The organism is Thermosynechococcus sp. OHK43 (assembly GCF_014466085.1).
Classification (GTDB): domain Bacteria; phylum Cyanobacteriota; class Cyanobacteriia; order Thermosynechococcales; family Thermosynechococcaceae; genus Thermosynechococcus.
This window is the reverse complement of sequence record NZ_JACOMP010000246.1, coordinates 1-14,121: the sequence shown is the minus strand read 5'-3', so window position 1 is coordinate 14,121 and position 14,121 is coordinate 1. Positions and strand designations below refer to the sequence as shown.

Annotated in this window: 11 protein-coding genes and 1 pseudogene; 5 read left to right on the top strand and 7 right to left on the bottom strand. The window is 53.3% G+C overall.

The window, feature by feature from the left end; all coding sequences use genetic code 11:
- Position 1 precedes the first annotated feature (1 nt).
- Positions 2-2,236: a glycoside hydrolase family 57 gene (locus tag H8Q75_RS10645; protein WP_024124429.1), complete on the bottom strand. Its 2,235-nt coding sequence runs from the start codon at positions 2,234-2,236 to the stop codon at positions 2-4.
- Between the two features lie 296 nt (positions 2,237-2,532).
- Positions 2,533-3,342 (bottom strand): fumarylacetoacetate hydrolase family protein, encoded by an 810-nt coding sequence (locus H8Q75_RS10640; RefSeq protein WP_024124428.1) that lies wholly within the window; start codon positions 3,340-3,342, stop codon positions 2,533-2,535.
- 115 nt (positions 3,343-3,457) lie between these two features.
- Between H8Q75_RS10640 and rpsF the strand changes: the two genes are divergently transcribed.
- Genes rpsF through H8Q75_RS10625 form a run of 3 tightly spaced genes read left to right on the top strand, consistent with a single transcriptional unit; the run spans position 3,458 to position 6,373 of the window.
- The gene (gene rpsF / locus H8Q75_RS10635; RefSeq protein ID WP_024124427.1) at positions 3,458-3,802 is read left to right on the top strand and encodes a 30S ribosomal protein S6; all 345 of its coding nucleotides are present in this window, start codon (positions 3,458-3,460) and stop codon (positions 3,800-3,802) included.
- Between the two features lie 39 nt (positions 3,803-3,841).
- On the top strand, positions 3,842-5,452 hold the full coding sequence (locus H8Q75_RS10630; RefSeq protein ID WP_041429039.1) for an ABC transporter substrate-binding protein: 1,611 nt from the start codon (positions 3,842-3,844) through the stop codon (positions 5,450-5,452).
- Between the two features lie 51 nt (positions 5,453-5,503).
- Positions 5,504-6,373, top strand: a complete 870-nt coding sequence (locus tag H8Q75_RS10625) for an S-methyl-5'-thioadenosine phosphorylase (RefSeq protein WP_024124425.1) — start codon at positions 5,504-5,506, stop codon at positions 6,371-6,373.
- Between the two features lie 8 nt (positions 6,374-6,381).
- Here the strand turns inward: H8Q75_RS10625 and H8Q75_RS10620 are convergent, their stop codons facing one another.
- From H8Q75_RS10620 to H8Q75_RS10600, 5 genes are all read right to left on the bottom strand, one after another.
- On the bottom strand, positions 6,382-10,443 hold the full coding sequence (locus tag H8Q75_RS10620) for a GAF domain-containing protein (RefSeq protein WP_297041586.1): 4,062 nt from the start codon (positions 10,441-10,443) through the stop codon (positions 6,382-6,384).
- Between the two features lie 226 nt (positions 10,444-10,669).
- Positions 10,670-11,008: a cytochrome c6 PetJ gene (petJ, locus tag H8Q75_RS10615; protein ID WP_024124424.1), complete on the bottom strand. Its 339-nt coding sequence runs from the start codon at positions 11,006-11,008 to the stop codon at positions 10,670-10,672.
- Between the two features lie 99 nt (positions 11,009-11,107).
- Positions 11,108-11,635: a photosystem II cytochrome PsbV2 gene (gene psbV2 / locus H8Q75_RS10610; RefSeq protein WP_024124423.1), complete on the bottom strand. Its 528-nt coding sequence runs from the start codon at positions 11,633-11,635 to the stop codon at positions 11,108-11,110.
- Positions 11,636-11,665: 30 nt separating this feature from the next.
- On the bottom strand, positions 11,666-12,157 hold the full coding sequence (psbV, locus tag H8Q75_RS10605) for a photosystem II cytochrome c-550 (protein WP_024124422.1): 492 nt from the start codon (positions 12,155-12,157) through the stop codon (positions 11,666-11,668).
- A 21-nt stretch (positions 12,158-12,178) separates the two neighbouring features.
- Complete coding sequence (locus H8Q75_RS10600; protein ID WP_024124421.1) at positions 12,179-12,382, bottom strand: hypothetical protein; 204 nt, start codon at positions 12,380-12,382, stop codon at positions 12,179-12,181.
- A gap of 143 nt (positions 12,383-12,525) precedes the next feature.
- Here H8Q75_RS10600 and H8Q75_RS10595 point away from each other — a divergent pair, with 143 nt between their 5' ends.
- Positions 12,526-13,815, top strand: coding sequence for a glucose-1-phosphate adenylyltransferase (locus H8Q75_RS10595; RefSeq protein ID WP_024124420.1), 1,290 nt, complete (start codon positions 12,526-12,528; stop codon positions 13,813-13,815).
- Between the two features lie 88 nt (positions 13,816-13,903).
- Positions 13,904-14,121: pseudogene (locus tag H8Q75_RS10590) on the top strand (NADPH-quinone oxidoreductase); the annotation flags it as partial.

Here is a 14,121-nt window from a genome sequence, read left to right as displayed (position 1 = left end):
TCTAAGGTGTGGTCAAAAAGAGCAGTTGCTCTGGGGGTAGATGATCCAAGTAATAGCCATCCTGGGCCAACACAATCAGTAGATGAAGACCACAATCGGGATGCAGGTGCAGATCCGCCCAAGGAATCGCTACTTCTAGGCAGATGCCCAAGGCATAGCGGGCATGGGTGGGGCGCTCTTGCCACTGATAGTTGGCGATCGCCTCCTTGAAGGTCATCTGTTGGTTTTCAAAGTCAATGACCAGTTGATGGTGGTACAGGTAATTCAGGGGTGCTTCATCGGGGTAATCTCGCAGATCCGAGAGGGGGCTATTGTACGTCACCCTGTTGGGGTAGTACCAGCAAAAATGGATGGCACTGATCTCATGGCCAAAGGGCTGTTTCTGGGTAGGGGCATCAAGACGTAGATAGATATTTAGGTGATCCACCCCATACCAGAGGCGATTGATCAGGGTTTGGCGGTGCATCGTCCCTCGGCTGCCACCAATTTGAATCCGGCCGGCAAAGTTCCAGTCCTGCTCATCACCGCCCCCATCAATCTCAGGGTGAATAAAGCCTTGGGGCGGGTAGGTATCCTTGGCTTCGTGAACTTCTAAGGGCTCCTTGAGAACCTCAGGAATCGGCTCCCCCAGTGCTGTGTAGAGCGCCATCAAATGCTCACGGAAAAGCTGATCAAACATGGCATCGTGGTTCGAGGAGTGGCCTTCACCAAACCACCAGAACCAGTCAGAGCCTTCAGCCGCCAAAAGGGCTTGCCATGCCGCTGGATTGTTTGTTTCTGTTGCTTCGGGGTGACGTTCAAGGGTTTGGCGGGCAGCCCCTAAATACTCCCAAGCTTTGTTTTTTACCGGATCGCCAATCCACGTGCAGAAATTGCCATCAATCCAAGAGCCACTGTGGAGAGTAGCGCCCGAAATCACTGCCCGCGGGGGATAGTGTTGCAGATACTCTGCCACAGAAACACAGGCAAAGTGCTCGCTCTCACTCAGCCCTTGATAGAGCCTTTCTAAGAAGGGCAGGCCATCACGGGGATAATATTCCCAGCAGTTTTCACCATCGAGGGCAATGGTCACTAGCCATGGCTGTTGTAAACTGGTCTGGCCGCTGTTTTCATAGGCAATGAGTTGCTGGCGAATGCCCTCAAGCTGTTTGAGTAAATCCGCTGCCGCTGCTTCGGGAGCCATGGCACTGTAGGTAAAGCCAATCAAATCCGAGAGGCGGTGATCACGAAAGACAATGTTGAGATCCCCTTTGGCTGTGGTCAGGCGGTAGGGTTGGTAAAGAACATCAGCCTGTTGGACAACCCCTGCTTCGTTGCGGTGAAAATAGGTTCCCGTTGTCCAGCCCAAGATTGCTTCATCGGAACAAATCCACTCAAATCCTTGCTCGACAATTGGTTCAAGAATAGCTGGACTTACGGATTGCTCTGACGGCCACAGTCCGCGGGGCGATCGCCCAAAGAATTGTTCATAAAGAACTCGGGCCCGCCGCAAATGCCGAGGAACATCTTCGGGATATTGGAACCGCTGTTGGGGCAAGGCAATGTTGGGAACCGCCACTTTTGCGGCATCGGTATCCACCAAGAGGGGCAAAATCGGGTGGGTGTAGGGGGTGGTGGTGACTTCAATTTGACCCCTCTGTTGCAGGGCGCGATGCTGGGGGATGATTTGGCCAAGAATTTCCCGCTGTTTGGCAATGATTCGCTGGCGATCGCTAAGGCTAAAATCCCGCCCTTGGGAGAACCATTGGGCAATCTCTGGCTCCTGCCAATACAGAGGATCAATCCACGCTAAATTGTGCCAAGCCAACAAATCCCCATAATCCTGGGGCTGCCAATTTTGCCAACACCATGTTTTCCCGCGAGTTTGCCGTTGCTCGTAGAGTTCACGATAGCGGGGGTGGGGATCAATCATGGTGCGGTGGTGGGCATCAAAGAAATGCTCAATGATAAACCAGCGCTGTTGATCCGTGAGTTGCTCGACCGGGGTCAGTGTAGCTGTCAGGTAGGGATCCAGAGCCGTCCCGTTGACATAATCCTGAATTTGGAGCAACAGGGAGGGCACAAGGTTGACGGTTTGCTTGAGGCGGGGATATTTGGCGAGGATTAGGATCAGGTCTAAGTAATCCTTAGTGCCATGGAGCCGTACCCAAGGAAGCAGGTATTGACCAGTGCGACAACTTTTGTAGAGGGGTTGGTGCTGGTGCCAAATGAAGGCTATATGCAAAGGATACGCCACAACAAACTTGCCCCCCGTATTTAGGACTCTTCCTCTAGTATTTAGTATTTCAAGTATTTCAGGGGAGTTTCTTCTATCACCACTTTGTTGCGTAAAATGTCAAAAGCAGCAAAAATCTTAATATCTTAATGTCATATCTTAATGTCGGCCGTTGCAAAGGTATGGGCTATGGCTCGCCCGCCCCTCCTCACCATTACAGAAATACAGAAAGCTCTGAAGAGCTGCAACCCCGTCTAACCGGTTTTCTATTCGGTTGAATATCTTGCATTGAATTGGTGGCGTTGGGGAAGTTATTCCTAGTAGGCGCGACCCAAGGAGGGTGTCCAAGGGGTCTCAGGTGTTGTGACTACTGAAAGCAGGCTACCAATGCCCTCTATCTCAACGCGCACGCGATCGCCCACTTGTAATGGACCAATTCCTGCGGGTGTCCCCGTCAATACCACATCTCCCGGCAGCAGCGTCATCACGTAACTAATGAAACTCACCAACTTTGCGGGTGAGAAAACCATCTGATCAATTGTTGCTGATTGGACCGGTGGTGCCGCCTCATTAATAAACGTTTGCAACCGCGCATCACTGGGAACCTCTCGCACAATCCAAGGACCTAGGGGGCAAAATGTGTCAAACCCCTTAGCTCGTGTCCATTGCTGCTCCCGCTGTTGCAGATCCCGAGCGGTGACATCGTTGGCGATCGTGTAGCCCCAAATATGCTCAAGGGCTTCATTTTCAGGGCAGGCACGGGTACGGCGACCAATGATTACCGCCAATTCCCCCTCATAGTCCAGGCGCTGCACTTGGGGCGGATACCAAATGGGACAGCCGGGGGCTTGAACCGTTGTCGGTGGTTTCAGAAAAATCAATGGCTCAGGGGGAACACTATCGCCCATTTCCGCAGCGTGTTTGACATAGTTGCGCCCCACAGCAACGATTTTCGAGGGGGAGCAGGGAGCCAGCAGTTGGTAGCGATCGGGACTGAGGACTTGGTGGGTGGGTTGGCCGTGGAGCCACGGTGCTGCATCCCAAATAATCACTTCACGATTGAGTTGCAGTGTGCCGTAATGAATTTGTCCCCCCGTGGTCTGCACCCGCACAAATCGTTCCACCATAGTGAATGAGTCCCCTTTTCTCCTTGCCAAGAATGGCAAACTGCGGTGCTAGAATTATAAAGCCTTGCTTTTTGCATCCGTCAAAAGGCCATTTGTCCAAAGGGAGTTGACCTAAATGATCACACGTAACTACGAAACGCTTTATATTATTCGTCCTGATGTGGGCGAAGAGCAATTGGAGCAAACCATTAGCCAATTTCGCGCTTTTTTAGAAGAACAGGGCGCTACAAAGCTCAAGGTACAAAATCGCGGTAAGCGTCGGTTTGCCTATCCGATCAAGAAGCTGCGGGAGGGCTACTATATTCTGATGACCTATACCGCTCCGGGGACGGCGATCGCCCCCCTTGAACGCGCCATGCGCCTCAATGAAAATATTCTGCGCTTCATGACGATTGTCCTCGAAGAAGAGACTGAAACCGAAGACGCAGAAGAGGAAAATCCTGTGCTTGCCCGTGCCTAAAACAGTACACTGACTCACATTCCCTTGAAGGGGGGCACCATGGCACCATCTCCCAGTTCTTGGATTTGCGACGGTGTGCCTAAAAACGGCAGAACCTACCCCAATGCCAGCGGTGCCCATCCGCCCTACGAAAATTTTGGCCCCGACTGTGCGGTGTGTGGGCTCCCCCGTGAGGCCATGGAGCCAGCGAACAGGGCCAATAGCAGCAAAAAATCGCCCCTGCCCCTCGTTGCTGTGGCCCTTGGGGTGGCTTTACTCCTGATGGGCGGCATGGGCTTCCTCAGTTATCGGCTGTTCTTGACCAACCGTGAGAATAACCCGCCATCGCTGTCGGGCCGATCAACCAGTGGCAGCCAACTGGTGAGCAAAACCACCGCCCGCAACGCCGCCTACATCAGTCAAGGGGAACGCATTCTCATCAGCGAACCCAATCCCCAGCGAGTAGCCCTCAAGCAGGAGGCCGCCCTTGCCTTTGATCGGGGAGACTGGGCGCTGGCGATCGCCAAATATCAAGAACTGGTTGCCCTCGATCCCAATGATCCAGAGTCACGCATTTATCTCAACAATGCCCGTGCTCGCCAAGCTGGCAACCCTATGACAATGGCTGCCGTTGTTCCCATTGGCACCAGTCCCGATACCGCCAAGGAAGTGCTGCGGGGTGTGGCTCAATACCAAGAACAGTTTAATGCCAGTGCACCTAATCGTCCCCTCGAAGTCGTCATTGTGAATGAAAACAGCCCCAACGGTGTGACCAGCTTGGCCGAGGATTTAATCAACAGTTCAATTCAAGGGGTACTGGGTCATGGTACCGACGCCAACAGTCGTGCAGCCCTACAGGTTTACGAACAAGCAGGGATTGCCGCTCTTTCTCCCCTGACCACAAATGTCATCCCCCAAGGCAACAGTAGGGTGCAGGTACAGACGCTATCCCTCAATGAAAAAGGGAAACAACTCCTCAACACCTACCTTGACAATGCCGCTCAGACCCTAGCTGAGGCTGTAGCGAAAAAAGTACCCCATGCTAAGGTGGCTCTTTTTTACAACAGCGATAGTCCCTATAGCAATGAACTGAAAAGCAAGTTGACAGCCGTCCTACCGCAGTTTGGTGCTCAGGTGGTGCAACAGAGGGATGTGGCCGCCGGCTTTAATGCCAACACGGCGATGACCGCGGCCCGGCAAGCGGCGGCCAATGCGGTGGTTTTGGCCTTCAGTCGCGCTCGAGTCAACGAGGCCGTTGCCCTGGCGATCGCCAATCAAACCCAGACTCCGCCACTACAATTCTTTGGGAGTGATCAACTCTACGGTCCCGATCTCTTGATCAAGGGAGATAGTGCCATCAATGGCATGATTTTGGCGGTGCCCTGGAGTACCAACCCCAATGATCCCTTTGCTCAGCAGGCGGCGCAAGCGTGGCGGGGTCAGATTAGCTGGCGCACCACGACGGCCTACGATGCCACCCAAGCCCTAGCCCAAGCCATGGCCAAAGGGGGCGATCGCGCCAGCACCCAGCAGCTCCTGCGCCAAGGAGTGCAAATTCAGGGGCAAACCGCCAGTGGTACCTTTAATCGGGTTCCTCTCGTCCAAGCGGCACCGGGGCCCAATGGCCCCAAGGGCTCCAACTACCAGTTCAATCCCCTCAGTGGCATCTAAAACCGTCCAACTAGTGCTAAGCTATTGCCGATTGGTGTTTTAGGAATCTCCATGACTGCAAAAATTGGCATTATTGGCGGCAGTGGTCTCTACAAGATGGAGGCTCTTACCGATGTCGAAGAGGTACGCCTGACTACGCCCTTTGGTGATCCTTCCGATGCCTTTATTTGCGGCAAGATTGCTGGGGTTCCCGTTGTCTTTTTGGCACGCCATGGCCGCCATCACCATCTACTGCCGACGGAGATTCCCTTTCGTGCCAACATCTATGGCTTCAAATCCCTTGGGGTCGAGTACCTCCTGTCTGCCTCGGCGGTGGGTTCGCTCCAGGAAGCAGTCAAGCCCCTTGATATCGTGGTTCCGGATCAGTTCATTGACCGCACGCGCAACCGCATTTCTACTTTCTTTGGGGATGGTATTGTGGCGCACATTGGCTTTGCTGACCCCGTTTGTCCTGTCCTTGCTGGGGTTCTGGCGGATGCCATTGCTGATCTGAACCTACCCGATGTCACCCTTCATCGCCAAGGTACCTACGTATGTATGGAAGGCCCTGCCTTCTCAACCTTGGCGGAGTCCAATCTGTATCGCTCTTGGGGGGGAACTGTCATTGGCATGACCAATCTCCCTGAAGCAAAGTTGGCTCGTGAAGCGGAGATTGCCTATGCAACCCTAGCGCTCGTTACCGACTACGACTGCTGGCACCCAGAGCATGATTCAGTAACGGTGGAGATGATTATGGGTCACTTGCAGCGCAACGTCAAAAATGCCCAAGCGATTATCTGTGAAACCGTCAAACGTGTCCATGCCCATCCACCGGTCTCTAAGGCCCACTGTGCCTTGAAGAATGCTATCCTCACTCCCCTTGATAAAGTACCCACAGCCACTAAGGAGAAACTCCACTTGCTCCTAGCCAAATATCTCTAGAAATATCTCTAACTGATTGATTGGGTAGCACTGTGATGACCATGGTCGCTATCAAAGTGCGTCTGATCACACAGTTGCGGATAGGTGGTCTTGGGATTGAGACAGCGGCAGCGGTTGAGGGCAGCGGCAAGGGCTTCAATTTTAATGGGTTTACTGATGTAGTCATCCATGCCGGCAGCAAAGCAGCGCTCGCGATCGCCCGCTAGGGCATTTGCCGTCATGGCAATAATCCAGGGGCGCTGACTGGGAGGCCATTGAGCACAGATGCGTTCGGTTGTTTCTAGTCCGTCCATTTTTGGCATTTGCACATCCATGAGGATCACGTCGTAGGGACGCTGCTGCAGAGCTTCAAGCACCTCCAGCCCATTGGCAGCCACATCGGCGCGGTAGCCCATCCGCTTGAGAAGGTGCAAGGCCAGTTTCTGATTCACCGCATTATCTTCGGCCAGCAGAATACGCAGGGGGAAACGAGTGCCCAAGTTAGGATCAATGCCTGTTTTAGGCAGTGCAGACTGGGTTCCCAGTTCACAACTGAGTACCCTAATCAGGGTTTGCCGCAGGCTCAAGGGGCGAATAGGTTTAGGCACGTGAGCAGCAATCAGTTGTTTGTGACTCGGGGGTTCCAGCCAACTCAGGGGCGTGAGCAACACGATCGGTTGTTGCTGAAAGGACGGCTGAGATTGCAACCGCTCCGCCAGCTCAAGCCCGGTCATTTGGGGCATATTCAAATCAATCACCGCCAAATCCCATTGGGGCAGAGCCTCCAAAACCAGTTGGGGATCGCCATAGCCAATGGGCAACATGCCCCAGTTTTGCAGCAGTGTGCAGAGATTCTCACGGCTGGCGGCATTGTCATCAATAACTAAGACCCGCTTGCCTTCCAAAGCCGGATGAACCATTGGCGGCACATAGGGTTTTGCTCCCTCAGCGAGGATTGTAAATGTGAACGTCGTGCCTTGGCCTTCGGTACTCTCAACGGACATATCGCCGCCCATCAACTCACAGAGGCGTTTGCTGATGACTAGCCCTAGGCCGGTACCGCCATACTGGCGAGTGGTTGAGGCATCCACTTGGCTAAAGGGCTTGAAGAGCCGATTGAGGCGATTGCTGGGAATACCAATGCCTGTATCCTGAACTTGAAATTGGAGAAAATCCTTGCCCTCGCGCTTGATCACCCCTAGGTGAACAGCGACTTGGCCTTCATGGGTAAATTTAATGCCATTGCCCACGAGGTTCACGAGAATCTGCCGCAGCCGTGTCACGTCCCCTTTGATTTGCGCTGGCGTTTCGGGGGTGCAGGTATAGAGGAGTTCTAGTTGTTTCTCCTCGGCCTTGCTGGCAAGCAGACTGAGGACGTCCTCAACACACTCGCGGACATCGAAGAGTTGCTGCTCGAGCACCAATTTGCCGGATTCAATTTTCGAAAAGTCAAGGATGTCGTTAATAATCGTTAACAGTGCCTCACCGGCCTGGTGCAGGGTTTGTAAAAAGTCCCGTTGCTGTTCATTGAGGGGGGTATCCAAGAGCAAATTGGTAAAGCCCAAAACAGCATTCATGGGGGTGCGGATTTCATGGCTCATGGTGGCCAAAAATTCACTCTTGGCACGGTTGGCCAGTTCTGCTTGCAGGCGGGCTTGTTCAAGTTCTTGATTTTGCTGAGCGAGTAATTGTCGCTGCTGCTGTTCGTGGCGTAGGAGTTCCGCCTGGGCGATCGCAATCCCCACTTGCGCGGCCACGGCTTCCAAAAGTTCAATTTCTTCGGGGGTCCACTGCCGCTGGCGATCGCACTGATGCAGACCAATGATGCCGTTGGGCACCCCCTTATAGGAGGTACGGATAGCCAGCATGGACTGAATCTGGAACTGATGGCACAGGTGTATGGCATTGGCCAAAAGGGGATCCTGAGTCACATCATTGGTGACAACAGCAGCATCCGCATTGAGAACTGCCAAGGCATGGGGATTGTTCTCCACTGGTATACTGATGCCTCTCATGGAGGCGTAGCCCGGTTCCAGATACTCAGCCACATCTGGAATGCGGGGGGGCGGCCCGGGTTCATAGCGATGAATCAAGCAGCGATTGACACCAAAGGCCTGCCCAATTTGGGTCACAGTAGTTTCAAAGACCGTTTCCGTATCGAGGCTTTGGCGAATCTGTTCGGTAATTTGATTTAGGAGCAATGCCCGCTGCATTTGCTGTTGCAGTTGCTGACGTTGGCGGGTTTCCTGTTCAAGAAGCTGTACTTGGGCCAGGCCAATGCCCACCTGGGCCGCCACACTCTTGACGAGACTTTTAATCGCATCTGTCCACCGCCGTTGGCGATCGCACTGGTGCAAAATGAGTAAACCATTGGCTTGATTGCGATAGGCCGTGCGCACAATCAGCGCAGATTTCACACTCAAGGCTTCGCAGTAGGCATGCAGGGGGATGAGGCGATCGTCATTTTGCGCATCGTCGCAGCTAAATACCTCATCAGAGGCAAATACCGAAACCAGAAACGGGGCACGCATCTGTGTCAAATCAAGGTCGCACTCATTGACAGAGGGCACTCCCGGCGCACAGTATTCTGCCACCAGTTGCATTGGCGAAGGGGCATTCTCCTGATAGACAAACAAAAGGCAACGACTGACATTGAGGGTTGCTCCTACTTGCTGAACTGCTGTACGGCAGATATTTTCCCGCTCGATTTGCTGGCGAATTTCCTCAGTAATACGATTGAGCAGGAGCGTGCGCTTCACCTGCTGCTGTAAAAACAGCTGTGCCCGCTGCCGTTCGGTGACATCACTTTGGATGCCAATGTAGTGAGTAATTTCGCCAAACTCGTTATAAATGGGTGAGATGGCAAGTTCATTCCAGAAAAGCTGGCCGTTTTTGCGGTAGTTGCGCAGCACTACACGGCAGGATTGACCTTTTTTAATTGCATTGCGGAGCATTTCTAACCCCGGCTGCTGGCGATCGCCCCCCTGCAGAAAGCGGCAATTCTTACCAATCACTTCCATAGCACGGTACCCCGTCATTCGCTCAAAGGCGGGATTGGCGTAGATCACTGGATTGTCTGGTTGGCGGTAGTCGGTAATGACAATGCCGTTGGTGCTGGCAACAATGGCTCGCTCCCGCAGTCGCAGCTCCGCCTCAATTTTTTTCTTGTCAGTAATATCAACTGCCAACTCCAAAAAGCCAATCAGTTGGCCTTGGGTATCATGAATTGGGGTGATTGACAGGGACACAGGGAAGCAAGAACCATCGCGCCGTACAAATGTCCACTCCTGCTCATCCGCCAAGCCACGCCGTGCCCGGGCCACCAGAGTCTCAAACCCCGCAGGAATGGATTCCCCCAATTGTGCACTGAGAATCTGAGCATAGCGTTCCACCTCTTGGGGATCATGAAAACGTTCGGGAGTCGCTTTGCCCACTAGTTCTGAGGCAGGGTATCCCAGCCATTCCTGGGCAGCTCGATTCATCAAGGTAATGATGCCATCGGTACGGGTGGCAATAATGGCGTGGTTACTACTATTGAGGATCGCCCCTTGGAGACTGCTCATCTGCTCGATGTGGGCCAGTTGTTGCCGGGTAAGCTCCAAGTGATGGCGGATTTCCAGCTCATTAATGACTTGGCGGCCAAGGGTGCGCAGAGTTTGCTGTTGAAGAGGTTTGAGCTCCCGCGGCTGGTAGTCCACGACGCAAAGGGTACCAATCCCATACCCTTGCGGCGTCACCAAGGGCATCCCGGCATAGAAGCGGATATAGGGGGGGCCTGTAACCAGGGGATTATCGGCAAAGCGCGGATCAAGGCGAGCATCTGGCACAACCATTAGCTCATCTTGCAGAATGACATGGGCACAGAAGGCAACGTCCCTTGGAGTTTCACAGGCATCAATGCCCACCTTAGACTTAAACCACTGCCGCTGGCGGTCAACCAGACTAATGAGAGCAATGGGAGTTTGGCAAATTGCTGCCGCCAGATTGGTAATCTCGTCAAAGATCGGTTCCGGGGGCGTATCTAAGACTCGATACTGCTCAAGGGCACGTTGTCGTTCCGATTCATTTGCTGGCAATGGAGCAGCAGGCATAGCCCAAATGTACCGCCTTCTTGTAGGAGCAAACCTTGCACATTATGCAAGTCTTTCATCATTATAGGGATTGCCCTGGCGCCAGAGAGGGTCCCCTAGGCGGTACAGAACACCCTACTTCTCTTTGTAGGACCTGGAGGGCAGTGACAGAACAAAAAAGGATGTAGAAGCAAGCCCTACACCCTTCCTCAATCGTTATTTATCGTTATTTTCAGAGGGGGCAATCCTAACCTGCCCAACCCTTAGCGGCTTGATCGAGCACGTAGGCGGCCACATCTTGAATTTGTTCATCGGTGAGACGACCGGCAAAAGCGGGCATTGCATTTTTGCCGTGCTGCACTTGGTAGATAATGGCATCCTCAGAGTACATGCCAAATTGCTCAAGGGCTTCTTTTTTCAGGGTTTTGTTCGCCATTACCACATTGCCGCCCCCCATGTGACAGGCTGCGCAGTTACCGCTAAAGACTTTGGCACCATTGGCCAAATCTGCCGCAAAGGCCACAGGGGTAAGGCCGACAAATAGAACCATTGCAATCGCGCAAACACTAATGAATAGCTTTTTCAATGGAGTTCTCCTTCCATGGAATGCGTCAGGGTATGGATAAGGCCCCAAAAATCAAGGGGTGCAAGATTCATCAAAGGTCAGTGTAGCAAAGTTCCCAACCTAGGGGGCACTGTCCGGAAAGCTTTCTACGCCCCAACCGGGGGCTACGGCTGCCGCTCGCAAAATAAAGGCAGCTAAGGTCTCAAGCTGTTCCGTCGTCAACCAGTCCTCACTCACGCGGCGACAGGAATAACTCTCTTGGCTGCCATCGTAGGATCGCGGCGATCGCTGGAAAGCCACGAGGCTGGCGATCGTATCCCGTGGCGGCGTTGCCCCCTTGAGATCCTTCAGAGAGAGTGACACCAAAGGATTGGGTAACGTACTGCCACCGACATGGCAGTTTTTGCAGTTTTCCTCAAAGAGCCGCTTGCCACGGGTCAAATCAACTGCGGTGAACGTTTTGGTCTCACCGCGAGCATTGAGGGGTAGTTCTACGGTATCCGTTACCTTGAGGTATTGGATCACATAGTTATCTACACCGGCGATTGCCAGTGCTGTTGCCGGCGCCATTGCCCAGGTCAGCAGCAGAATCAAAAGACCACTACAAAGCCAGCCGATAGATCGTTGCCAAAAGTGAGGTTGGTACATGGGTGTTGGGGAAATCCTGGTTACGAGTCATTAGTAATAAACTTTGCCACCGCCCCATTTATCACCCAAGATTTTGGGTTCGACGAGAATATGGCCGGCGATCGCCACCAAATCCTTCTCCGTCAGGTTGCGCATTTTCGGGAAAATGTCGGCACTGCGCAGACTGGGGTGCACCTCAGCAATTTCTTGCTCACCATCGTAGGTGGTGGGGTTCTTCATGTAGTCCACCAGGCCTTCAATGTTGTCCCGTGGCGGCGTGGCTAGGGCCAGGGTTTCCGTGCGCAAATCCAAGCTGGGGTTGGTTTTGGTGATCCCTCCCACATGGCAGGAGGCACAAGCATACTGGAAGAGGCGCTTACCCTCTAGGTATTGTTTTTCCGTCAGCGTAATTGTTTTGCCCTCGCTGTTGAGGGGGACAGTCAGGACTTCAGGGGTCAGTTCGGCGGCCAGTGCTGTGCCCGTGGTGAGTTGCCAGAGGCAGAGGCAGAGAGCGACCGCAAGCCAAACGCATTTTTTTAACATAGTTCTCCCAATAAGCAGGTCTTACGATTGCGGTGTGTCTGGTTGATCGTTGGCGGGCGCCGGGGTCGTCAACGCCAAAATAATTGCTTTGGCATCTTCCAGGGGCAAGCGTGTTTGTGGGCTGGTATAGCGGATACCTAAGCGATCGCACCACGCACAGACCGTTTCGACCGATACGCCGTAGTCCGCCGCCAGATCCGCGATCGCAATGTCCACAAATCCCATGCTGCCACTCCCCGCTTGGGATCAACGACCAAGTATCATTATCATGCCATTACGTAGCTTCTTTACCAAAAGGCGTCCCCTTCGCAAAGAGAAGTGCCGCCACAGCGTACACTGTTGATGTGGCCGTTCAGATGGAGTTTTCAATGAAACGAGTCCTGGCGATTATCCTTGGGGGCGGTGCCGGAACACGTCTGTATCCCCTGACCAAGCGTCGCGCCAAGCCTGCGGTTCCCCTTGCTGGAAAATATCGCCTCATTGATATTCCTGTGAGCAATTGCATCAACTCCGAAATCCATAATATTTACGTCCTTACCCAATTTAACTCGGCCTCCCTCAATCGTCATATTGCCCGTACCTACACCTTTCCCGGTCTGACGGGCGGCTTTGTCGAAGTCCTGGCAGCCCAACAAACCCCCGAAAATCCCAACTGGTTTCAGGGCACTGCTGATGCGGTACGTCAATACCTGTGGCTGTTGGCGGACTGGGATGTGGATGAATACCTGATTCTTTCAGGAGATCACCTCTACCGCATGGACTATCGCCTGTTTGTCCAACGCCACCGCGACACCGGTGCCGATATTACCCTTTCCGTTCTGCCGGTGGAGGAAAAGGCGGCCTCTAGTTTTGGCCTCCTTAAGGTAGATAGTACGGGGCGAGTGACTGACTTTCGCGAGAAGCCCAGCGGGGATGCCCTCCGGGATATGCGAGTGGACACCACCCGCTATGGCCTGACCAGCGAGGAAGCCCATCGCAAACCCTACATTGCCTCGATGGGGATTTATGTCTTTAAGCGGCAAGTCCTCATTGATCTGTTGGAGCAAATGGCCGATGCCACGGACTTTGGCAAAGAAATCATCCCCGCTGCGGCCCGTTCCCACCTTGTCCAAACCTATCTCTTCAATGGCTATTGGGAAGATATTGGAACCATTGGCTCCTTCTACGAAGCCAACCTTGCCCTCACCCAACAGCCCCAGCCGCCCTTTAGCTTCTACGATGAAAACGCCCCCATCTATACTCGTCCCCGCTATTTGCCCCCCAGTAAGATTCTCAGTGCCACCATCACGGAGTCCATCATTAGTGAGGGCTGTATCCTCAAGGAATGCCAAGTTCACCGCTCGGTCTTGGGGGTGCGATCGCGCGTGGAATCCGGCTGTGTCATTGATCACTCCCTGCTGATGGGGGCAGACTACTACCAAGACTCAGCTCACCGCAGCCAGCTACGGTTGCAACATAAAATCCCCATCGGCATTGGGGCCAACAGTGTCATTCGCCGGGCAATTGTGGATAAAAATGCCTGCATTGGCCGCGATGTCAAAATCATCAACAAAGACAACGTTGAAGAATCCAATCGAGAGGATCAGGGATTCTATATTCGCAGCGGTGTGGTCGTCATCATCAAAAATGCCGTGATCCCCGACGGCACCATTATCTAAGCCATAAGCAAATTTGAATTGGCAAGTGGTGAAAACCTGTGTAGCATATCAACAGTAAGCCTCCAACCCTCTAGCGGAACTGCCATCTATGCCCACGATAGAGACTCGCACTGAACCCATGGTCATCAACATGGGGCCACACCATCCCTCAATGCACGGGGTGTTGCGATTAATGGTGACCCTTGATGGCGAAGATGTCATTGACTGCGAGCCGGTGATTGGCTACCTCCATCGCGGCATGGAAAAAATTGCTGAAAACCGCACCAACATCATGTTCATTCCCTACGTCAGTCGTTGGGACTACGC